Here is a 21,065-nt window from a genome sequence, read left to right as displayed (position 1 = left end):
CGGGACGCGTGGGCGGGACGCGTGGGCGGGACGCGTGGGCGGGACGCGTGGGCGGGACGCGTGGGCGGGACGCGTGGGCATACGGGACCGCGCCTGGCGGCGCGTCCGCCCGCTGCACCTGCCCGCGCCACGACGGCGCCGCGCCCTCGAGGCCGGCGTCAAGGCGGTGGGGGCCTGGGCGCGGCAAGGCGCGCGTTCCGTCGTGCCCACCCGTTCCGCCCCAGCGGAACGACTGCCCACAACGGGTGCGGGCGGCGCGAGCGCCCGCAGCGGGGCGCGGACGTAGCCCCGACCGAGGGCCGGCGCAGCCCGCGGTCGGGGCCGGCACAGCCCGTCGCAGCAGGGGCCGGCGCCGCCCGCGGTCGGCGCCGCCCGCGGTCGGGGCCGGTGCAGCCCGCGGTGGGGGCGGGCACAGCCCGTCGCGGTAGGGGCCGGTGCAGCCCGCGGTGGGGGCGAGGCCCTGGTCGCCGGCCGCGTCAGGCCACCGCGTCGAAGCCCGTGTCGCGGGCCATCTTCTTCAGTTCCAGGAGCGCGTGCTTCTCGATCTGGCGGATGCGCTCGCGGGTCAGGCCGTGTTCCTTGCCGACCTCCGTGAGGGTGCGCTCGCGGCCGTCCTCGATGCCGTAGCGCATGCGGATGATGGACGCCGTCCGGTTGTCGAGCTTGTCGATGAGGTCGTCGAGCTCCTCGCTGCGCAGCAGGGTGAGGACGGACTGCTCCGGCGAGATCGCCGAGGTGTCCTCCAGGAGGTCGCCGAACTGCGTCTCGCCCTCGTCGTCCACCGACATGTTGAGCGAGACCGGGTCGCGCGCCCAGTCGAGGACGTCGGTGACCCGCTCGGCCGTGGAGCCCAGCTCGGCGGCGACCTCGGCGGGCTCCGGCTCACGGCCGTGCTCGCGGTTGAACTCGCGCTGCACCCGGCGGATGCGGCCCAGCTCCTCCACCAGGTGGACGGGGAGCCGGATCGTGCGGGACTGGTCGGCTATGGAGCGGGTGATGGCCTGGCGGATCCACCACGTCGCGTACGTGGAGAACTTGAAGCCCTTCGCGTAGTCGAACTTCTCGACCGCGCGCACCAGGCCCGCGTTCCCCTCCTGGATCAGGTCGAGCAGCGGGAGCCCGCTGCGGGGATAGCGGCGGGCCACGGCGACGACCAGCCGCAGATTGGACTTGATGAACAGGTCCTTGGCCCGCTCGCCCTCGGCGACCAGCGCTTCGAGCTCCTCGCGGGTCGCACCGCCCGCCTCGCTCTCCACCTCGCGGTCGAGGATCTGCTGGGCGTAGACGCCCGCCTCGATGGTCTGGGAGAGCTCGACCTCCCTGGCGGCGTCGAGCAGGGGCGTGCGCGCGATCTCGTCGAGGTACATGCCGACCAGGTCGCGGTCGGCGATCTCCCCGCCCACGGCGCGAACGCTGCTTGCCCGGCTGCCTCCGCTCGCGGCGGACGACTGACGACGGGCGACGGCACGGGTTGCCATGCGTGCTCCCTTGCTGAGTAGGTCGCGACACCCTCACGGGTGCCCTGCATCCGACGGAAACAACGACTGGAATCAGGACAGAATTCCCACCCGGCACAGGGATTTTCGCGATCATGCAGTATCCTGCGCCGCCGACACCCCGCCGACAGCTCGGAGGAACGGACCATGGGACCCACGGACGTGCAGGTCAGGGCAGGGGTGGAGGGCGATCTCGGTGCGCTCACCGAGCTCTACAACCACTACGTCCGTGAGACCGCGATCACCTTCGACACGGAGCCCTTCACCCCGGAGCAGCGGCTTCCTTGGCTCCGCTCCCACCCTGAAGACGGCCCCCACCGTCTGCTGGTTGCCCAGGACGCGCGATCCGGCGCGATCCTCGGCTACGCGACCAGCAGCGCGTTCCGGCCGAAGGCCGCCTACGCCACCTCCGTGGAGGTGAGCGTCTACCTCTCCCCCACGGCCGGCGGGCGCGGCATCGGCACGCTCCTGTACGAGGAGCTGTTCAAGGTCCTGGCCGCGGAGGACGTCCACCGCGCGTACGCCGGGATCGCGCAGCCCAACGACGCCTCGCTGCGCCTCCACGCCCGCTTCGGCTTCCGTCCCATCGGCACCTACCGGGAGGTGGGCCGCAAGTTCGGCCGGTACTGGGACGTGGCGTGGTTCGAGAAGGAGCTCTGAGCGGACCCCGACGCCGAGGAGCTCCAGCGGGCCCGCCCGACGAGAGGCTCCAGCGCGCCCGCCCGACGAGAGGCTCCAGCGCGCCCGTCCGGAGGGAGGGCCCGGCGCCCGCCCGGCGAGAGGCCCCGGCGGCCCGCCCGCCGAAAGGGCTCCGACGGCCGGGCCCGTCAGCCGAACTGGACCGAGCGCTTCGCCAGGCCCATCCAGAAGCCGTCGATCACGCTCCGCTCCTGGTCCAGGTCGCCCGCCGCGTCCGCCGCGCCCATCGTGACGAAGAGGGGGGCGAAGTGCTCCGTACGCGGGTGGGCGAGCCGGCCGGCCGGTGACGCGTGCGCGAAGTCGAGCAGGGCGTCGACGTCGTGCGCGGCCAGCGCCTCGTGACCCCAGGCGTCGAACTCGGCGGACCAGCCGGGCACGCCGCCACCGGTGTGCCGGAGGGCTGCCAGGTTGTGGGTGAAGAAGCCACTGCCGACGATCAGGACGCCCTCGTCGCGCAGCGGGGCGAGCTTGCGCCCGATGTCCATGAGGCGGCGCGGATCGAGGGTGGGCATGGAGATCTGCAGGACGGGGATGTCGGCGCCGGGGAACATCTCGACGAGCGGCACGTACGCACCGTGGTCGAGGCCGCGGTCGGGGATGTCCTGGACGGGCGTGCCGGGGGCGCGCAGGAGCTTGCGCACGGACTCGGCGAGTCCGGGCGCGCCGGGGGCGTCGTAGCGGACGCGGTAGTAGTGCTCGGGGAAGCCCCAGAAGTCGTGGACGAGTGGCACGGTCTCGGTGGCGCCGAGGGCGAGCGGGGCCTCCTCCCAGTGGGCCGAGACCATGAGGATCGCCTTGGGGCGGGGCAGTCCGGCGGACCAGGCGGCGAGTTCGCCGGGCCAGACGGGGTCGTCGGCGAGCGGCGGGGCGCCGTGCGAGAGGTAGAGGGCCGGCATCCGGGCGGGGGCGGGGTTCCGTTCGAGCGTGGCGTCCATGGCGTCCGCCTCCTTCACTGCACGTCCGAGGTTTCTTGAAGTTTCAAGCTCGATGCTCGTGCACAGTTTAGACCCGATCTAGTTCAACTTTCAAGAATTGCCCGTACCATGGATCCATGACCGAACCCCGCTGGCTCAGCGACGAGGAACAGCGCGTGTGGCGCGCCTACCTCCACGCCACCACCCTCCTCGAGGACCATCTCGACCGCCAGCTGCAGCGCGACGCCGGGATGCCCCACATCTACTACGGGCTGCTCGTGCAGCTCTCCCAGGCCCCGCGGCGCCGGATGCGCATGACGGAGCTGGCCAAGGACGTGAAGATCACCCGCTCCCGGCTCTCCCACGCGATCGCGCGCCTGGAGAAGAACGGCTGGGTGGCGCGCGAGGAGTGCCCCTCCGACAAGCGCGGCCAGTTCGCCAAGCTGACCGACGAGGGCTACGCGGTGCTGAGTCGCACCGCACCCGGTCACGTCGAGGCCGTACGGCAGGCGCTCTTCGACCGGCTGACCGCGGAGCAGGTCGAGCAGCTCGGCGCGATCATGCGGACCGTGTCCGAGGGCCTGCAGCCCACGGGCCCGAACGCGGACCTGCCCTGGCTCCGCTGAGCCGAGGACTCGGCGGGGCCAGGGCAGGAAGCGCCGTGGAGGTGGACCGCACCGGGCGGCCGGGACCAGGAGTCAGTGGGCGATGACGGGGACCTTCACCTCGTCCTGGGCGCCCTCGCCCGAGCCGGCCACCACGGTCGCGCCCGGCCTGCCGGTGTTGATCAGGGTCAGCGCCAGCGTCGCGGAGACCACCAGGATGCCGACCGCCCACCAGATGGCGGCCGAGTAGCCCTCGACCATTCCCTGGAGCTGGAGCAGCTTCTGCGCCGCCGGGGTGGTGGCGCCGGCCGCGTGGTCCGTGAGGTAGGCGGTGGTCGCCGAGGCGGCGATCGTGTTCAGCAGGGCCGTACCGATGGCGCCGCCGACCTGCTGCGAGGTGTTGACCATCGCGGAGGCGACACCGGCGTCACGCGGGTCGACCCCGTGCGTGGCCAGGGACATGGCCGGCATGAAGGCCGTACCCATGCCGAGACCGAGCAGCAGTTGCGCCGGCAGGATCAGGCCGGCGTACGAGGAGCCGATCTCCAGCTGGGTCAGCAGCAGCATGCCGACGCCGGCGGTCAGGAAGCCGGGGCCCATGAGGAAGCGCGGCGGGACCCGGGTCATCAGGCGGGTGCCGATCTGGGTCGAGCCGGTGATCATGCCCGCGATCATGGGCAGGAACGCGAAGCCCGTCTTGACCGGCGAGTACCCCTTCACGACCTGCAGGTAGTAGGTCAGGAACAGGAACAGGCCGAACATCGCGATGACGGCGAGACCGAGCGAGAGGTAGACACCGCCGCGGTTGCGGTCGGTGACGACGCGCAGCGGCAGCAGCGGGGACTTCACCCGGGACTCGGTGAGGGCGAAGGCGGCGAGCAGCACCGCCGAGGCGATGAACAGGCCGATGGTCGTCGGGTCGCTCCAGCCGTCGGACTCGGCGCGCGTGAAGCCGTAGACGAGCGAGACCAGGCCGAGGGTGGACAGGACCACGCCGGGGATGTCGAGCGGCGAGCGGTTGCGGCCGCCGGCCGGCTCACGGATGACGAAGTAGGCACCGGCCGCGGCGACGATCGCGAACGGGATGTTGACGAAGAAGGTCCAGCGCCAGTTCAGGTACTCGGTGAGGAAGCCGCCGAGGATCAGGCCCACGGCGCCACCGCCACCGGCGATCGCTCCGTAGATGCCGAAGGCCTTGGCGCGCTCCTTGGCGTCGGTGAACATGACCGCGAGCAGCGAGAGGGCGGCCGGGGCGAGCAGCGCGCCGAACGCGCCCTGCAGCGCGCGGGCGCCGAGCATCATCGCCTCGCCGGTGGCGGCGCCGCCGAGCGCGGAGGCCGCGGCGAAGCCGATCAGGCCGACCACGAAGGTGCGCTTGCGACCCCACAGGTCGGCGATCCGGCCGCCGAACAGGAGCAGGCCGCCGAAGGCGAGGGCGTAGGCGGTGATGACCCACTGCCGGTTGCCGTCCGAGATCCCCAGGTCCTGCTGGGCGGAGGGCAGCGCGATGTTCACGATCGTCGCGTCGAGCACGACCATCAGCTGGGCGAGGGCGATGAAGACCAGCGCTTTCCAGCGGCTGGGGTCGGCCTGGGCCGAGGGAGGGGTCGCGGTGATTTTTGACATGGGGGTAGCCACCTCTTGGCGCGGAACGGTGAAAAAGGTATGGATCGAGTGGGCGGTGACGGCGCTACGGAGCCGTGGGCGGGGTCACGAACCGGAGCAGGACTGGCTCCTCAGGTCTTCCAGGGTCGCGGCGGAACCGGGTAGATCGGAGCGCGCGGGCGCCTCCAGACCGTCCAGGAACACCTGCAGATGACGGTGGACGAACCGGTCCATGTCCAGACAGCCCGTCCCGGGCAGCGGCCGGGTCAGCTGGGAGACCGCGACCATCAGGTCCCCGACGCCGACGTCGGCGCGCAGCCGGCCGGCCGCGCGTGCCCGGCCGACGAGGCCCTCGACGGCCTCCTCCAGGCGGGTGCGCTCGGCGTCCAGGTCGGGGTGGTCCTTGTCGAAGTCGCCGTCGAGCATCGGGCACAGGGCACCGACCCGCTCGTCGGCGGCGGCGTGGACGAAGCGGCGGAGGGCGGCGAAGGTGTCGCTCTCCTGCTCGGCGGCCTCCTGGGCCCGCTCGGCGACGCGGGCCATCAGGGAGACGACGACCTCGCGGACGAGGTCGGCCCGCTCGGGGAAGTTCCGGTAGAGCGTGGCGTTGCCGACTCCGGCGCGGCGCGCGATCTCGTCGAGCGGCACCTGCGCACCGGACTCGACGAACATCTCGCGGGCCGCCGTCACGATCCGCTCCCGGTTGCGCAGCGCGTCCGCGCGGGGGCGCGGCACGCGGCGGGCGGGCGCGGTGTCGGCGGTGCTGGTGCTCACGGTTCCTCTCCCTGTCTGTAGAGGTTCGGCCTCGGAAAGTCATCCGGGGAAGGACTCCCCACTTCGCCGAACACAGGGGTAAACGGGGACTCGGTCCCCGGTTATTTCCCGGCCTCCCTGTGACCTGGCCCACACGCCGCGTCCGCCCCGGTCGGAGTACCCCGGTCGGGCCACCCGGCGCGCGCGGCCGGATCCCCCGGACCAGGCTGATCGCAACGATGACGCTGATCGGAGAGGCGACCGGATGCAGGACTCCCGCCGACGGATACGCAGACCCATCGCCCTGGCCTCGGCGACCGCCCTCGCGCTCGCCGCCCTGGCAACGGCCAGCACGACCCTGCCCGGCCCGGCCCCCGCCTCCGCGGGACCGGTGGCCGCGGGCCCCGGGGACGCGCCGCTGGGTCCGTGCCGGATCGCCACGACGATGGGTGTGCAGATGTCGGAGGGCATGCCCACCTCCCCCGGTTACGTCCGCTCCACGGGGCGGATCCGGGCCCTCAACCTGATGGTCGACTTCCCGGACGCCGCCGGGCAGGGCACCGCGATGGGCCGCTTCGACGAGTTCTTCCCGAAGACGTCCGAGTGGTTCCGCGTCAGCTCCTACGGGCGGCTGGAGTACCAGCCCGAGGCCCCGATACCCGACTGGCTGCGGATGCCGCGCCCCTTCTCCTCGTACGGGCTCGAGCGCGGATCGCCCTACGAACCGGGCTACCGCAAGCTCGTCGAGGACATCGTGAAGGTCGCCGACGACCGCGTGGACTTCAGCGCGTACGACCTGGTCAACATCCTGGTCACCCCGAACGCCGGCCCCTCGGCCCTGGACACCGTGCTGTCGGTGACCTTCTCCGGGAACGACGACGCCCCCTACGCGGACGGCGTCCCGCTCGCCAACACGTCCTTCGTCTACAGCCGGCAGGACGACGGCTCGGGGACGTACGACGAGACCGGCTACCGCGTGCTGCCGCACGAGAACGGCCACGTCTTCGGACTGCCCGACCTCTACACCGTCGACGGCGGCGGCACCGTCGGGCACTGGGACATCATGTCCGAGGACTGGGGGGCCAACAACGACCTGCTCGGCTGGCACAAGTGGAAGCTCGGCTGGCTCGACAACGACCAGGTCGGCTGTGCCGCCAAGACCGGCGACGTCGAGTACACCCTCACCCCGCTCGCCACCACCGGCGGCTCGAAACTCGCCTTCGTCCCGCTCTCCGGCACGTCCGGCTACGCCGTCGAGGTGCGCACCCGCGAGGGCAACGACGAGGCGGTCTGCAAGCCCGGTGTCCTCGTCTACCGGGTCGACACCGACGTGGACACCGGACACGGGCCGGTCACCGTCACCGACAGCGACCACGGCAGCGGCGGTTGCACCCGGCGGCCCAACGTGCACGCGGAGCTGTCGGACGCCCCCTACGGGCCGGGCGAGAGCTTCCACGACCGGGCCAACGGCATCCGCGTCACCGTCGTCGACGAGGACTCCGCGACGGGCGGCTACCGGGTCCGCATATCGAGGAGCTGACGCCCCGCGGAGTCGAACGCGTCGCCGGGCGCGTGCCTCACGGCGCCGTCCCGCCCGTGACCCGGGTGCGCAGTTCGCGTTTGAGGACCTTCCCCGTCGCGTTCCTCGGCAGCTCCCCGTCCCGTACGTGGACGTGCGCGGGCACCTTGAACGCGGCGAGCCGCGCTCCGACGTGCGCCCGCAGCTCCTCGGGCCCGGCCGCCGCACCCGGCCGGAGACGGACCACGGCGGCCACCTCCTCGCCGAGCTCGGGGTGCGGGACGCCGAGGACCGCGGCCTCGACGACGTCGGGGTGGTCGTGGAGCACGCCCTCGACCTCGACGCAGTAGACGTTCTCGCCGCCCCTGATCACCAGGTCCTTGATCCGGTCGACGACGGTGACCCGCCCGTCCCGCAGGTGGGCGAGGTCGCCGGTGCGGAACCAGCCGTCCGGGGTGAAGGCGGCCCGGGTGGCCGCTTCGTCGCCCCAGTAGCCGCGGATCAGGGACTGGCCGCGCAGCCACAGCTCGCCGACGCCCTCGGCGTCCGGCCGGTCGATCCGCACCTCGGTGGCCGGGGTGGGCCTGCCGACACTGCCGGGGTGGGCGCGGTACTCGGCGCCGAAGTTGGCGAGTACGCCGCCGCAGGTCTCGGTGAGGCCGTAGCCGTTGCGGGGCTCGATCCGCTCCCCGTACGCGGCGGTGAGGCGCGCGGTGATCTCGGGCGGCGCGGCCGCTCCGCCGGTGCTGAGCTGGACGAGCGAGTCCAGCGGGTCGCCGGTGCGCTCGGCCAGGTCGAGCAGCTGGAGGGCGGTGGTGGGGACGCCGGAGTAGTGCGTGACGCCGTGCGCGCGGATCAGCTCCAGGGCCCGGGCCGCGTCCCACTTGCGCATGAGGACGAGCGTGCCGCCGGCGGCCATGACCGAGTAGAAGGACGTGAAGGCGGCGACGTGGAAGAAGGGGAAGGTGCTCAGCAGGACCGGCGCCGGACCGGCGCCCGGCCGCTCGCCGCGCCGGAGCGCGGAGGCGGCGGCGAAGTAGCGGGGGTTCATCGCCGCACCGGCCTGGGCGAGGTGGGTCGCGACGGCGCCCTTCGGGCGGCCCGTGGTGCCGGAGGTGTAGATGATCGTGGCGTCCTGCTCGGGCGACACGTCGAAGAGGGGCCCGGCCGGCGGCCCGAGGAACGGGTCGGTGTCGGGGACGTACGCCTCGAAGCCCTCGGTGGCCTCGCCGTGGAAGACGACGCCGGGCACGGCGTGGGCGCGGGCCCAGGCGGCGACGCGTGGGACCCGCTCGCCGTCCACGAGCAGCACGCGGGGCGCGCAGTCGTCGAGGGCGTACGCGAACTCGTCCTCGGTCCACCAGGCGTTGAGCGGCACGGCCACGAGACCGGCGAGCTGGGCGGCCCAGAAGGCGGTGTGCCACTCCGGGTGGTTGCGCATCGCGACGACGGCCCGGTCGCCGGGCCGCAGTCCGTGCACGTCGACGAGCCGGCGGGCGAGGCCGCAGGCGGCGTCGAAGAACGCGCGGTAGCTCGTCTTCCCGTCCTCGCAGACGAGGAAGGGCCGGTCACCGAAGCCCCAGGTGGCCTCGACGAACTCGCGCAGGGTCCGCGGGCCGCCGGTGTACACGCCACCGTCGACGGCGAAGGGCGCGCCGGGTCCGGCGAGCGTCCCGGCGACCGTGTCGCTGTGCGGCTCGACCACGGTGCGGCCTCTTTCCCTTCGCCCTGCTTCGCCTCTAAGCGCTTGCTCAGACAGCGCTCCGGCAGCGACGCTATGCGGGCCCGGCGGGCCGGTCAAGAGCGGGCCTCGGCCTCGACGGCCACCCCTTCGCCCTCCCCGGTGGCGGCGCTCCCGTACGGCTCCGCCTCCGGCGCGCCCGAGGCGATGAACAGGCCCACGCGGGCGGCGCCGACGACGCGGGGCAGCAGGAAAGCCCAGAAGCGGGTCAGCGGTGCCCGCTCCAGCCAGCGCGGGTCCTGCTGCCCCAGGGCCGCGTGCCCGGCGGCCACCGCCACCACGGCGGCGGACACGTCCGAGGCCGTCACGTCCGGAGCGAGCAGCCCCGCCCGCTCGCTGCGTGCCACGACGGCCTCGACCCACTCGCGCCACTGCCGCCGCAGGTCCTGCGACACCCGTGCGCGCTCCGCCCCGCCGGCGCCGAGCACGAAGCCCGCGCGCAGCACCGGGTCGGCGCGTAGCCCCTGGACGAGCTCGTGGCTGGCGTCGATCAGGGTCTGCAGCGGCAGCGCCTCACGCTCCCGGGTGATCCGCACGAGCCGGTCGCCGGCCGCCGCGACGACCGCGTCGGCCAGCGCCGCCTTGCTGGGGAAGTGGAAGTGCAGGGCCCCGCTGCTGACTCCGGCCCGGGCGCTGATGGTCGCCAGCGAGGCGACCTCGAAGCCCTCCCGGTCGAAGAGCGCGGCCGCCGACTCGACGAGGGCGTTGCGCGTCCGAATCGCCCGCTCCTGCTTGGCCAAGGGGTCTCCGTCGTTGCGCCGTGGGTGTCAACACGTGTCACTCCACAGTAACAAACCGGATGAGCGGTTTTCCGGGTTCCCCGAGGAAGCCTTCAGCCGCGTGCGGGTATCCGTATCGGCAGCGCCCCGTAGCCGTTCAGCAGGAAGGTGGGGAGCGGCACCAACTCGTCTGCGGGGCAGGCGAGTTCCAGGTCCGGGAAGCGCTCGAAGAGCGCCGCGAGGGCGACCGTCGCCTCCAGGGTCGCGAGCGGGGCGCCGAGGCAGCGGTGGGCGCCGTGGCCGAAGCCGAGCGTGTCGCGGTCGGTGCGCAGGACGTCGAAGCGGGCGGCGTCCGCGCCGTAGCGGGCCGGATCCAGGCCGCCGGCTGCGAAGTTGACGAGGATCGGGTCGCCCTGGGCGATCTTCAGACCGTCGAGCTCGATGTCCTCGACGGCGAAGCGCAGCGGCGAGTAGGCGGCCGGGCTGTGGGTGCGCAGGCTCTCGGCGACCACGTCGTCCCAGCTCGCGCGGCCGGCCCGGACATGGGCCAGCTGCTCGGGGTGGGTGAGCAGCGCGGCCGTGGCGTTGACGACGAGGGCGGCGGTGGTGTCCTGGCCGGCGGCGATCAACAGGAAGAGCGAGCCGAGGAGTTCGCTCTCGGTGAGGGCGTCGGCTCCGTCACGGGCGGCGATCAGCGAGGAGGTCAGGTCGTCACCCGGCTCCTGGCGGCGGGCGGCGACGAGCTCGGCGAGCAGCCGGAAGGCGGTGCCGCGCGCGGCCTCCATGGTCGCGGCGGAGACGCTGGAGCTGAACACGGTGCGCAGGGCCGCGGTGAGCTCCTCGCGGGCGGCCCCCTCCGCGACCCCCATGAGCTCGCAGATGACCTGGAGGGGCAGCGACTCGGCGTATCCGGTGCGCAGTTCGACCGGCTCCCCGGCGGCGAGCCGGTCGGCGAGGCCGTCGAGCAGTCCGGCGGCGATCTCCTCGACGCGGGGCCGCAGGGCGGCGGTACGGCGGGCGGTGAACGCGGCGGCGACCAGGCGGCGCAGCCGGGCGTGCTCGTCCCCGTACGCGAAGAGCATGTTCTCGTTGGCGACCCAGGGGTAGAGCGGCCACTCGGGGGTGATCCGGCCCTCGACGAAGGCCGGCCAGTGGCGTCGGGCGTCCTTGGAGACGCGGGGGTCGACGAGCAGCGCCTCGACGTGCTCCGGGCGGACGACGGCCCAGACCCGTACGCCGCCGGGGAGTTCGACCTGCGCGGCGGGGCCCTGGTCCCGCAGCGCGGCGGCCTCTCCGGCGAGGTCGCGTCCGGTCACGTCCAGGGCATAGGGGCAGGAAGCGGCTTCCATGGGGTCCATGCGTGTGTTCTCCGTTTCGGTTCGGCCGTACGTTCCGTGCGTGCCCCCACCGCACACGCAACCGAGGAGAGCGTGGCTTCCCCTCCCCCTCGACCCCCTCGCCGAGGCGTCGTCAGTTGGCCGTCGACGCGACGGCCGTGCTGCCGTTCCGCGCCCGCAGCGCCTCCTCGTAGGCCCGCTCCGCGCGAGCGGACTCGAAGTCGAGGCGGACGAGGACGCCCGGCACGGCGATGGCGCTCAGCAGGGTCCGCATGAGGTCGGCGACCCGGTCCACCATGTCCGCGTGCTGGGTCATGATCTTGGACAGCATCTGGACCCCGGTGAAACTGCCGGTGAAGAGCGTCGCGGCGGACGTGATGTCCACGTGCGGCAGCAGCTCGCCGGCCGCCTTGGCGCTCGTCAGGACGTCGATGTTGTGGTCGATCCAGCCGCGCATCGGCACCTGGCGGTCGAGGCCGTCCTGCAGGGAGCCCTGCTCCACGGTGAGGCGGATGCTGCCGCGCACCATGGGATCGCCGACGCGCAGGAGGTGCGCGAGGACGAGTGCCTCGTCGGTGAGCTGCTGGAGGTGGAGTTCACGCTGCGGCACCGGCGGCAGGGCACCGACCTGTCCGGCCAGCACCTCCTGGGCGAGCTCTTCCTTGGAGCCGAAGTGGAAGTACAGGGCGCCCTTGGTCACCCCGCAGCGCTTGAGGACCTCGGAGATCGTCGCCGCCTCGTAGCCGACCTCGTCGAAGAGTTCGGCCGCTGCGAGCACGATCTTCTGACGTGTACGGATGGCCCGTTCTTGTTGCGCCACTACATCCTCCGTACCTCACGGAACCGAAAAAAACCGCGAGGCTGGTATTCCAACGGCTCACATGGAGTGATGCGTCGGCGACCCCGGTCTCTCCGTGCGGACTCCCGACGCGCGTAGGGTGGGCCCCGGCGATCCCGGTTTCTTCACACATCCACATTTCGAGAATAAAACCATCCAACCGGTTTGACAAGGTTTGACACCCTATTGAAACAAAACCGGATGGTACGTATCTTACTCTTGACAGGCCAGACCACCCTCACCGGTCAACTCACTTCGGGGGACGAGCCGAGATGCTCCAGCACGCGGAGGCACCGCTCAGACAGGCCGGAGACGGCATCGCCCCAGGCGGCGGCGCGGACGAGCTCACCCGCCTCCTCTTCGACGGCGACGACCGCGAGCGCGTCCACGGCGAATGGCGGCGGCTGGTCTCCGAGGACGCCTTCGCCCACCGACCCGGGCTGACCCCCGCCGAACGCGTGGCCCTCTCGTACGAACGCCTGCGGCGCGTCAACGACACCGTGGCCGGCCCCGCCGCCGAGGCGCTCAGCTACGACGCCCACCGGCTCGCCGCGCTGCACGAGTGGACCGGCTTCCTCGACGGCGGCCTGTGCACCCTCGCGAGCATCCACTACAACCTCTTCCTCGGCAGCCTCCTCGACCACGACGGCTACCGGCGCGACCTGTCCCCCTACACCTCCATGGAACGCACGGGCACCTTCCTGTGCACCGAGCTCGCCCACGGCAACGACGTCACCTCCCTGGAGACCGTCGCCCGCCACGACCGCGAGACCGGTGGCTTCGTCCTGCACACCCCGAACCCCGGGGCGCGCAAGTTCATGCCCAACACCAGCCTCGCCGGCGGCCCCAAGACCGCCGTCGTCGCCGCGCGCCTCCTCGTCGACGACGAGGACCAGGGCGTCTTCCTCTTCCTCACCCCGCTCAGTGACGCCGAGGGGCACCTTCCCGGCATACGGGTGCAGCGCCTGCCGGACCGCACCGGCACCCCCGTCGACCACTGCCTCACCTCGTTCGACCACGTACGACTGCCCCGCGAGGCCATGCTGGAGGCGGCACACGGCCGGCTCGACAAGGACGGCAGGCTCAGCAGCAGCCTCGGCAACCGGCGCAAGCGGTTCCTGCGCTCCGTCGGCCGGGTCACCATGGGCAAGCTATGCATGAGCGGCGGCACCCTGGGCATGGCCCGCGCCGCCCTCGCCATCGCCGTCCGCTACTCCCACCACCGCGAGATAGGCGCCCCCAAGGCCGGCGAGCGGATGCCGCTCACCGCCCACCGCAGCCACCACGGGCGGCTCCTCCGCTCCGTCGCCACCGCCTACGCGATGACCTTCCTGCACCGCTCCGTGGTCGACCGCTGGGCCGGCCACGACCCGGGCGACGCGGCGGAGCGCGAGGAGGTCGAGCGGCTGATCGCCGTCGCCAAGGGCTGGATCACCTGGCAGGCCCGCGACATCACCGTAGAGGCCCGCGAACGCTGCGGCGCCCAGGGCCTGTTCCCCGCGAACGGGCTCGCCGACCTCCCGCTCAACGTCGAGGGGGGCATCACCGCCGAGGGCGACAACCTGGTCATCTGGGTCAAGGCCGCCTCCGAGCTCGTCTTCGCCCACGAGGCCGGCCCCGCGCACCCGCCGCGCGGCGAGCTCACCGACCTCGGCTTCCTGCGCGACCTGCACGCCTGCGTCGAGCGGGTCTGGCAGAACCGCGCCCGCACCGCCCTGCGCGGCGGCCCCTCCGGCGACCCGGTCGGCCGCTGGAACGAGACCTCCGGCGCCGCCCTGGAGATGGTCGCCGCCCACGCCCGCGTCCGCGCCGCCGACGCGCTGCTCGCCGCGACCGCCCGCGCGACCGCCCCGCGCACCCGCTTCCTCCTGGAGGGCGTCGCCCGGCTCTTCCTCCTCCACGAACTGCGGCCGCACACCGGCGACCTGCTCGCCTCGGGCCATCTCACCCCGGCCCACGTGGAGGCCCTCCACGGCACCACCGAACACGCCGTCGCGGACCTCGCACCCCATCTGATGCGCCTGGTGGACGCCTTCGACCTGCCGGCGGAGTACCTGGCCGCGACCCCGATCGCGAACGCGGACTACCTGGACCGTTTCGGGGCCTGAGCACCCACGCCGGAGCAGCCCCACCCGACGGCAGCCGAAACATACAGACCTGTATGCCGGTTGGCGGCCCTCAAGGGAGCTCGTTGACGCGCGCACGGCATTCCCTAGCAAGAACCGGCCGTCTTGCGTGGAATTTGAGATACGTGCCCATCAGCGGCTGTCCATCGAAACAGGCATAGCTGTATGGTTCTTGCTGGGGGAGGCGCCTCAGGTGTCTCCTCACACTTCGGGCTGTCGAAGTGAGAGCCGTCGTACCGGGCAAGGGACATGCGCGATGCAAAAACGGTCGCATACGACCCGTCAGGCACTCGTGCGCGCCACCGTGGAACTCATCGCGAACGGGCGGCTCGCCGACGCGGGGCTGGTCAACATCTGCAGAAGCGCCGGGGTCAGCCGCGGCGCGCTCTACCACCACTTCCCGTCCATAGCGGAGCTGGTGGCGGAGGTCCACGCGCAGGCCCAGGGCCGCGTCCTCGCGCTCGCCGACGACAGTTTCGCGGACGGGGGCGCCGACGCGCCGGCGCGGTTCAGCGTCGCCCTCGGCAAGGCGTTGACGGACGATCAGCTGGTGCGCGCCGGGCTGCGGTTGGCGCCCGACGGCTCCGACACTCCGCCCCGGCTGCGGGAGGCGATGCTGGACCGGGTGCGTGCCGAGGTCCTGACGGAGGCCCCCGAGCGCCCGGACCAGAAGGTCCTGGCGGACCTGGCCGTCGTGGTCACCGCGGGCCTGGAGTCCCTCGGGTACACCGACACGGCGTGGTGGAGCCGGGAGAGCACCGAGCGCATCTGGGACATGCTGCTGCCGCTCTTCAAGGAGGCCGGCTGAGGCCCGGCGGCCGGGAGAGCAGCTGAGGTCCGGCGGCCGGGAGAGCCGTTCCTGCCCGCCCGCAGGGAAAGCGGTTCCTGCCCGCCGGCAAGGGGGCCGGCCGGGGCCCTGCGGCAGAGGCCCTGCCGGGCCTTCGGCAGGTACCGGCCGAGGCACGGCGGCCCGGCCGATCGCCAGACCGCACCGCACTGTCCGGCAGCCGGGCGGTGCGCGGAAGCCGGCAGCCGGGCGGTCCGCGGAAGCCGAGAGCGGTAGTGGGCGGTAGTCGGCCGAGCGCCGGTAGTGGGCGGTAGTCGGCCGAGCGCCGGCGGTGGGCTGTAGTCGGCGGCGGCCGGGCCGGGGCGGGGCCCTGGCGGTTCTACGGAGCGGGAACGGCGGCCTCGGCCGCGGCCAGCCCGGCCAGCTCCTCGGCCCGCGCCACGTCGGCGGCGACCAGGTCCTCGGACGGCGGAGTGACCCGCAGGTTGCCGATCAGCCCGGGGGCGACCATGCCCGGCAGCAGGAAGCGCCACATCGCGCTGACGCGCTCGGGCAGGTCGTCGCGGTTCGTGTAGACCTGCGACATCACCTGCAGGCCGGTGAACGCGCCGATGATGACGGTGGTGGCGTCGCCCACGTCCAGGCCCGGCAGGATCTCGCCGTGCTGCTGCGCCTCGGCGAGGAGCTCACCGATGGCCACGGTCGACTGCTCGTACGGCGTGTCGACGGGGCGGGGGAACGAGGTCTTCTCCACCGCCAGCCGGACGCTGGCCCGCAGCACCGGATCACGCTGGAGCTGCACGGCGAACGCGAAGGTCAGATCGATGATCGACTGGAGCTTGGTGGTCCGCTCGGGCGCGAAGAGGGCGCCGCCGTGCGCGTCGAGCAGCGCCATGGCGATCGACTCTTTGGAGGGGAAGTGGTGGTACAGGGCTCCACGGGTGAGCCCGCTGCGTGCCAGGATCTCGTTGGTGCTCGCGGCGTCGTACCCGCGGAGGTCGAACACCTCGGCGGCAGCCTCCAGGATCGCTTGCCGTGATCGCGTTCCGCGTTCCTGCTTTGCCATACCCCGGGTCCTCGCCACTCGCCAACGAACGAAACAGACAAGTCTGCATTCTACTTACCCGTGCGGAACTGGCCAGGGGCGCGCAAGCGGAAACGGACAGACTGCGCACTTCCGCCGCGCGCCGGGGTGCCGACGGCCCCGACCTCCGACACCGGACGTCCCCGACGCGCCCTCACGGGTTGCCCAGACGGAAACCGACACCCCTGACCGTCACGATCCAATGGCTGGATCCGAGCTTGCCGCGCAGGCTGCTCACGTGCGTGTCGATGGTGCGGCCCTTGTGGGACCACGCGTCGTCCCAGACCTGGGTCATCAGCTGCCGCCGGGAGACGACGGCGCCCGGCTGGATCGCGAGCATGTGCAGCAGGTCGAACTCCTTGCGGGTGAGGTCCACGGGGCGCCCGTGCAGCGTGACCCTGCGGGTGTCGGCGTCGATCCGGAGCGGGCCGTGCTCGATGGTCCGGGCCGTCGGCGAGGGCCGCACGCGGCGCATCACCGCCCCTATGCGGGCGAGGAGTTCATGGAACCCGTAGGGCTTGACCATGTAGTCGTCCGAGCCGGCCTGCAGCCCGAGGACGCGGTCGAGCTCGCTGCCCCGCTCGGTCACCGCGATGATCGGGGTGTCGCTCATCGCGCGGATGCTGCGGCAGACCTCCAGACCGTCCAGATCGGTCAGGTCGAGGTCGAGCAGGATGAGGTCGGCCTGGCGGTGCACCTGGAGCGCCTGGCTCCCGGTGGTCACGCTGTCGGCGCGGTACCCCCGCCGTATCAGGTCCTGGACCAGCGCCTTGGCCGAACGCTCCTCGTTCTCGACGACCAGGATGCGCAGGGCAGGGTGCTCGACCGGGACGTGCAGTCGCGGCGCGGCGGGGTGGGCGTGCTGGGGCACGGGGTGGAGCCGCGCGGTGTGGGCGTCGGGTAGGTCTGCTACCTGCTGGTTCATCTGGTCCTCCTGGGAGCGCCGGCTCAACCGACTGCCAAATGCTCGTTGCGAAGTTCAGGTGCTTGGCGAAGATACCAAACAGACTTGTCTGATTGTCAATGCGAGGCGGGACGGTCGTGTCGGACCGGTGAAAGCATTGCTGACCTGCGACGACCGGCAAGACATCCCGATACGTACCCAGCCTTCCGCGCCTCTTTGCCCCGCTCGACCCCGGTTGCGCGCTGGCCAAGAACCGGCAAAACTGCCGGTTCCTTGATCTCGTTGCGTGATGCCGTTGCTTCGCTGCGCTCAAGGTCCGGCGGAGCCCGTGCCTCCGCTCTCGACACGCCCGGCCCTAACTTTTTACTTGATTTACCCAACAGACCTGTCTGTATTTTGTTGGGTGTGTGGACCGAACGGGGGCTGTTGCCACACTCAGCAGCTCCGCCCTGCCCGAAAACAGACAGGAGCGCCAGCCATGACCGCAATGCTCGATTCCGCACCCACGGCCTTCACCAGCACCGTTCCGCGCCAATACGTGCACCGCGCCGCCGTCTCGGAGGTCCTGCTCACCGGCTGGCAGTGGGCGGACCGGCCCAACTCCTTCGTGGTGGGGGCCCAGTGGCCGCGCGGGCACGCGCTGTTCGCCCAGTCCGGTGGCTACCAGGACCCGATGCTGCTGGTCGAATCGGTGCGCCAGACAGGGGCGTTGCTCGCGCACGCGGAGTTCGGGGTCGGTTTCGGGCACCAGTTCCTCATGCACTCCATCTCGTTCGCCTCCACGATGGACCTCTTCGTCGCCACGCCCACCCCGACCGAGGTCGAACTGCACACCGTGTGCCGCGACATCGTCCGGCGGGGCAAGGACCTCGGCGGCATGCGCTACGACGTGACCGTGAAGGTCGACGGCCAGCCCCTGGCCACCGCCGGAGCGGCCTTGAGCTGCACCCGGCCGAGCGTCTACAAGCGCCTGCGCGGCGAGCGTCCCACCTGCACCGACCGCCTCCCCGGGCTGCCGATAGACCCGGCCCGGGTGGGCCGCACCGATCCGCAGCACGTCGTGCTCTCCCAGGATCCGGGCGGCAGAGCCAACCGGTGGGAGCTCCGCGTCGACTGCACCCACCCGATCTTCTTCGACCACCCCGTGGACCACGTTCCCGGCATGGTGCTCCTGGAGGCCGCCCGGCAGGCCGCGCACGCCGTGACCGGGATGACCGACACCCTGGTCCTCGACATGTCCAGCTCCTTCCAGCGGTACGCCGAGTTCGACGCCCCGTGCGTCATCGAGGCCGAGCCGACCGCGGTCGACCCCGCCGGCGACGTGCACGTGCGGGTGCGCGGAACCCAGAACGGCGAACACGTCTTCGTCAGCCACCTCACCCTGCGCACGCGCAGCCGTTGACCCACGACACGTCACGCGACCGGAGCGCCCACGTGCAGAACATCCTGATCACCGGAGCGGGCGGATTCATCGGCGCCCACGTCACCCGCGAAGCCGCCCGCCTCGGCGTCCGGCTGACCCTGACCTCGCACCGCAGGCCGCCGCGGCCGCCCGCCACGGGCCGGGCCCGGATCGTACGGGCGGACCTGGCGGCCCCGGAGTCGCTGCGCGGACTGTGCGAGGGCGCCGACGTCGTCCTGCACTGCGCCTCGCAGATCGGCGGGACGCCCGAGGCCAACGAGGCCGTCAACGCCCGGGGGACCGCCGCGCTCGTCGCCGACGCGCAGCGCGCCGGAGTCTCCCGGATCGTCCACCTCAGCACCGCCTCCGTCTACGGCCGCGGCATCTTCCGGTGCGCCCGCCCCGAACAGCTCCCGCGCCGGCCGCAGTCACCGACGTCACGGACCCGGGCCGAGGCCGAGGACGCCGTCCTGGCCGCCGGCGGGATCGTGGTGCGGCCACACCTGGTCTACGGACCCGGTGACGCCTGGGTCGTGCCCGGTCTGCGCCGGCTGCTCGGGACGCTGCCCGGCACGCCCACCGGCTGGGACGCCCGGCTCTCCGTCATCGCCGTCGGCGAACTCGCCGCGCTGCTCGTGGCGGTCGGCCTCGCCCCGCGCGCGCGCCTGTCGTCGGACGTCTACCACGCGGCCTATCCCGAGCCGGTCACGGCGTCCGCACTGCTGCAGGCGGTCGCCGACCGCATGAGCCCGCCGCCGCCCCGGCGGAACATCGGCCTCGCGCACGCCCGTGCCCTGCCGACCGAGAACGGGGCCGCCACGCGCGCCCTGGACATGCTGGCCACCGACCACTGGTTCGACAGCGCCCCGCTCTGGGCCGACCTGGGCCGGGCCCCGGGCCAGGGATGGGAGGCGGACCTCGCGCGCATGGCGGAGTGGTACCCGGACCGGGCCGCCGCGGCCTGACCCCGCTCCCCTCCGCAGGGGGCCCGCCCCGGCCCCGTACGACACACCCCTCAGCCCCGATCGCCCCGGCACCGGCGCGCGGTCGGAGATCCAGCACTACTGAAGGACTGGCACACGTGGAATACACCAACCTCGGCCGCAGCGGACTGTCCGTGTCCCGGCTCGTGCTCGGCACGATGAACTTCGGGACGCAGACGTCCGAGGCCGACAGCCACACGATCATGGACCGCGCGCACGACCGCGGCATCAACTTCTTCGACACCGCCAACGTCTACGGCACGCGCCCGGGCGAGCAGCCCACCGAGCCGATCATCGGCCGCTGGTTCGCCGGCGGGAACGGGCGGCGCGAGAAGACCGTCCTGGCCACCAAGGTCTATCTCCCGACGGGCAACTGGCCCAACGAGTCGCACCTGTCGGCGCTGAACATCCGGCGCGCCTGCGAGGCCTCGCTCCAGCGCCTGGGCACCGACTACATCGACGTCTACCAGATGCACCACGTCGACCGGAGCACGCCGTGGGAGGAGATCTGGGAGGCGTTCAGCGTCCTCCGCCAGCAGGGCAAGGTGCTCTACTTCGGCTCGTCCAACTTCGCCGGCTGGCACATCGCCCAGGCCCAGGAGGCCGCGAAGTCACGGCACTTCCTCGGCCTCGTCAGCGAGCAGTCCCGGTACAACCTGATGACCCGCTGGGTCGAGTTGGAGGTGCTGCCCGCCGCGCGGCACTACGGCCTCGGCCTGATCCCCTGGGGGCCGCTGAACGGCGGAGTCCTCGGCGGCGTCCTGCGCAAGCTGAAGGAGGGCGGCGCCGCCCGCGGCACCTCGGGGCACTCCGCCGGGCTGCTCGCCCAGCACCGCGACACCGTCGAGGCGTACGAGAAGCTGTGCGCCGAGATCGGCGAGGACCCGGCGCACGTCGGACTGGCCTGGCTGCTCGCGCAGGAGGGCGTGACCGGCCCCATCATCGGGCCGCGCACCGCCGAGCAGCTCGACGGCTCGCTGCGCGCCCTGACGATCCGGCTCGACGCCGGCGTGCTCGCGAAGCTGGACCAGCTGTTTCCGCCGCCCGGCCCGAACGGGGCCAAGCCGGCACCCGAGGCCTACGCCTGGTGAGCACGCTCGCGTGCTGAACGCCGCCCCGGAGGCACGTGCCCGTGTCGTGGTACGTGTTCCCGGGGCGGCACCCGTCCGCAGGACCGGCCGGGAGCCTCGCCAGGAACGCGGGGCCGGCCGGACGTATCCGTCCTCTCAACAGAGACTTTCAGCAGAAGTGAGGCATCGTGCGCAAGGTGCTCATCGCCAACCGTGGTGAGATCGCTGTCCGGGTGGCCCGTGCTTGCCGGGATGCCGGGATCGCCAGCGTGGCCGTCTACGCCGACCCGGACCGGGACGCTCCGCACGTCCGGGCCGCGGACGAGGCGTTCGCGCTGGGCGGCGACACCCCGGCCACCAGCTATCTGGACTTCGACAAGGTCTTGTCGGCGGCCAAGGATTCGGGTGCGGACGCGGTCCACCCGGGTTACGGCTTCCTCTCGGAGAACGCGGAGTTCGCGCAGGCCGTGCTCGACGCCGGTC

At 72.4% G+C, this 21,065-nt stretch carries 19 protein-coding genes; 9 read left to right on the top strand and 10 right to left on the bottom strand.

From position 1 onward, the window contains the following. Positions 1–476: 476 nt before the first annotated feature. Positions 477–1,478 carry a sigma-70 family RNA polymerase sigma factor gene (locus tag AB0M16_RS21540; RefSeq protein WP_365345199.1) on the bottom strand — a complete coding sequence of 334 codons (1,002 nt, stop codon included), beginning with the start codon at positions 1,476–1,478 and terminating at the stop codon, positions 477–479. 165 nt (positions 1,479–1,643) lie between these two features. On the opposite strand from AB0M16_RS21540, the gene AB0M16_RS21535 reads away from it, so the two are divergent. Next, positions 1,644–2,156: an N-acetyltransferase family protein gene (locus tag AB0M16_RS21535; protein WP_365345197.1), complete on the top strand. Its 513-nt coding sequence runs from the start codon at positions 1,644–1,646 to the stop codon at positions 2,154–2,156. A 167-nt stretch (positions 2,157–2,323) separates the two neighbouring features. Here AB0M16_RS21535 and AB0M16_RS21530 read toward each other — a convergent pair whose 3' ends face one another. Next, positions 2,324–3,130, bottom strand: coding sequence for a class III extradiol ring-cleavage dioxygenase (locus tag AB0M16_RS21530; protein WP_365345195.1), 807 nt, complete (start codon positions 3,128–3,130; stop codon positions 2,324–2,326). A 116-nt stretch (positions 3,131–3,246) separates the two neighbouring features. On the opposite strand from AB0M16_RS21530, the gene AB0M16_RS21525 reads away from it, so the two are divergent. Further along, positions 3,247–3,735, top strand: a complete 489-nt coding sequence (locus AB0M16_RS21525) for a MarR family transcriptional regulator (RefSeq protein WP_365345193.1) — start codon at positions 3,247–3,249, stop codon at positions 3,733–3,735. Between the two features lie 72 nt (positions 3,736–3,807). Here AB0M16_RS21525 and AB0M16_RS21520 read toward each other — a convergent pair whose 3' ends face one another. Together AB0M16_RS21520 and AB0M16_RS21515 are read right to left on the bottom strand one after the other, a co-directional pair. Further along, the gene (locus AB0M16_RS21520) at positions 3,808–5,340 is read right to left on the bottom strand and encodes an MFS transporter (RefSeq protein WP_365345191.1); all 1,533 of its coding nucleotides are present in this window, start codon (positions 5,338–5,340) and stop codon (positions 3,808–3,810) included. An 84-nt stretch (positions 5,341–5,424) separates the two neighbouring features. Beyond that, entirely contained in the window at positions 5,425–6,093 is a 669-nt protein-coding gene (locus AB0M16_RS21515) for a TetR/AcrR family transcriptional regulator (RefSeq protein ID WP_365345189.1), read from the bottom strand. 244 nt (positions 6,094–6,337) lie between these two features. On the opposite strand from AB0M16_RS21515, the gene AB0M16_RS21510 reads away from it, so the two are divergent. Continuing rightward, positions 6,338–7,612 carry a M6 family metalloprotease domain-containing protein gene (locus AB0M16_RS21510; RefSeq protein WP_365345187.1) on the top strand — a complete coding sequence of 425 codons (1,275 nt, stop codon included), beginning with the start codon at positions 6,338–6,340 and terminating at the stop codon, positions 7,610–7,612. Between the two features lie 37 nt (positions 7,613–7,649). Here the strand turns inward: AB0M16_RS21510 and AB0M16_RS21505 are convergent, their stop codons facing one another. From AB0M16_RS21505 to AB0M16_RS21490, 4 genes are all read right to left on the bottom strand, one after another. Further along, positions 7,650–9,221, bottom strand: a complete 1,572-nt coding sequence (locus AB0M16_RS21505; RefSeq protein ID WP_365345482.1) for a class I adenylate-forming enzyme family protein — start codon at positions 9,219–9,221, stop codon at positions 7,650–7,652. A 167-nt stretch (positions 9,222–9,388) separates the two neighbouring features. Continuing rightward, on the bottom strand, positions 9,389–10,072 hold the full coding sequence (locus AB0M16_RS21500) for a ScbR family autoregulator-binding transcription factor (protein ID WP_365345185.1): 684 nt from the start codon (positions 10,070–10,072) through the stop codon (positions 9,389–9,391). Between the two features lie 92 nt (positions 10,073–10,164). Beyond that, a complete protein-coding gene (locus AB0M16_RS21495; RefSeq protein WP_365345480.1) occupies positions 10,165–11,400 on the bottom strand; it encodes a cytochrome P450 in 1,236 nt (411 codons plus the stop codon). Between the two features lie 121 nt (positions 11,401–11,521). Beyond that, the gene (locus tag AB0M16_RS21490) at positions 11,522–12,208 is read right to left on the bottom strand and encodes a ScbR family autoregulator-binding transcription factor (RefSeq protein WP_365345183.1); all 687 of its coding nucleotides are present in this window, start codon (positions 12,206–12,208) and stop codon (positions 11,522–11,524) included. A 290-nt stretch (positions 12,209–12,498) separates the two neighbouring features. Here AB0M16_RS21490 and AB0M16_RS21485 point away from each other — a divergent pair, with 290 nt between their 5' ends. Continuing rightward, the gene (locus AB0M16_RS21485) at positions 12,499–14,334 is read left to right on the top strand and encodes an acyl-CoA dehydrogenase (protein WP_365345181.1); all 1,836 of its coding nucleotides are present in this window, start codon (positions 12,499–12,501) and stop codon (positions 14,332–14,334) included. A 310-nt stretch (positions 14,335–14,644) separates the two neighbouring features. Further along, positions 14,645–15,160: a helix-turn-helix domain-containing protein gene (locus AB0M16_RS21480; protein ID WP_365345179.1), complete on the top strand. Its 516-nt coding sequence runs from the start codon at positions 14,645–14,647 to the stop codon at positions 15,158–15,160. 358 nt (positions 15,161–15,518) lie between these two features. Here the strand turns inward: AB0M16_RS21480 and AB0M16_RS21475 are convergent, their stop codons facing one another. Continuing rightward, positions 15,519–16,205 carry a ScbR family autoregulator-binding transcription factor gene (locus tag AB0M16_RS21475; RefSeq protein WP_365345177.1) on the bottom strand — a complete coding sequence of 229 codons (687 nt, stop codon included), beginning with the start codon at positions 16,203–16,205 and terminating at the stop codon, positions 15,519–15,521. A 172-nt stretch (positions 16,206–16,377) separates the two neighbouring features. After that, positions 16,378–17,148, bottom strand: a complete 771-nt coding sequence (locus tag AB0M16_RS21470; RefSeq protein ID WP_365345174.1) for a response regulator transcription factor — start codon at positions 17,146–17,148, stop codon at positions 16,378–16,380. A 457-nt stretch (positions 17,149–17,605) separates the two neighbouring features. Between AB0M16_RS21470 and AB0M16_RS21465 the strand changes: the two genes are divergently transcribed. The 4 genes from AB0M16_RS21465 to AB0M16_RS21450 form a co-directional block, all read left to right on the top strand. Continuing rightward, the gene (locus AB0M16_RS21465) at positions 17,606–18,529 is read left to right on the top strand and encodes a ScbA/BarX family gamma-butyrolactone biosynthesis protein (protein WP_365345172.1); all 924 of its coding nucleotides are present in this window, start codon (positions 17,606–17,608) and stop codon (positions 18,527–18,529) included. A gap of 32 nt (positions 18,530–18,561) precedes the next feature. Continuing rightward, positions 18,562–19,494, top strand: a complete 933-nt coding sequence (locus AB0M16_RS21460; protein WP_365345170.1) for an NAD-dependent epimerase/dehydratase family protein — start codon at positions 18,562–18,564, stop codon at positions 19,492–19,494. A gap of 116 nt (positions 19,495–19,610) precedes the next feature. After that, on the top strand, positions 19,611–20,603 hold the full coding sequence (locus AB0M16_RS21455; RefSeq protein ID WP_365345168.1) for an aldo/keto reductase: 993 nt from the start codon (positions 19,611–19,613) through the stop codon (positions 20,601–20,603). 167 nt (positions 20,604–20,770) lie between these two features. Continuing rightward, the coding region (locus AB0M16_RS21450) for a biotin carboxylase N-terminal domain-containing protein (RefSeq protein WP_365345166.1) at positions 20,771–21,065 on the top strand (295 nt) is incomplete at its 3' end.

Source organism: Streptomyces sp. NPDC051921, from assembly GCF_040680975.1.
Classification (GTDB): Bacteria; Actinomycetota; Actinomycetes; order Streptomycetales; family Streptomycetaceae; genus Streptomyces.
Note: the sequence above shows the minus strand (reverse complement) of the source record. Positions and strands in the feature narration are given on the sequence as shown.

Coding starts and splice junctions, on each gene's coding strand:
- AB0M16_RS21540 (WP_365345199.1), bottom strand. CDS start 1,478: ATGGCAACCCGTGCCGTCGCCCGTCGTCAGTCGTCCGCCGCGAGCGGA.
- AB0M16_RS21535 (WP_365345197.1), top strand. CDS start 1,644: ATGGGACCCACGGACGTGCAGGTCAGGGCAGGGGTGGAGGGCGATCTC.
- AB0M16_RS21530 (WP_365345195.1), bottom strand. CDS start 3,130: ATGGACGCCACGCTCGAACGGAACCCCGCCCCCGCCCGGATGCCGGCC.
- AB0M16_RS21525 (WP_365345193.1), top strand. CDS start 3,247: ATGACCGAACCCCGCTGGCTCAGCGACGAGGAACAGCGCGTGTGGCGC.
- AB0M16_RS21520 (WP_365345191.1), bottom strand. CDS start 5,340: ATGTCAAAAATCACCGCGACCCCTCCCTCGGCCCAGGCCGACCCCAGC.
- AB0M16_RS21510 (WP_365345187.1), top strand. CDS start 6,338: ATGCAGGACTCCCGCCGACGGATACGCAGACCCATCGCCCTGGCCTCG.
- AB0M16_RS21495 (WP_365345480.1), bottom strand. CDS start 11,400: ATGGAAGCCGCTTCCTGCCCCTATGCCCTGGACGTGACCGGACGCGAC.
- AB0M16_RS21485 (WP_365345181.1), top strand. CDS start 12,499: ATGCTCCAGCACGCGGAGGCACCGCTCAGACAGGCCGGAGACGGCATC.
- AB0M16_RS21475 (WP_365345177.1), bottom strand. CDS start 16,205: ATGGCAAAGCAGGAACGCGGAACGCGATCACGGCAAGCGATCCTGGAG.
- AB0M16_RS21470 (WP_365345174.1), bottom strand. CDS start 17,148: ATGAACCAGCAGGTAGCAGACCTACCCGACGCCCACACCGCGCGGCTC.
- AB0M16_RS21465 (WP_365345172.1), top strand. CDS start 17,606: ATGACCGCAATGCTCGATTCCGCACCCACGGCCTTCACCAGCACCGTT.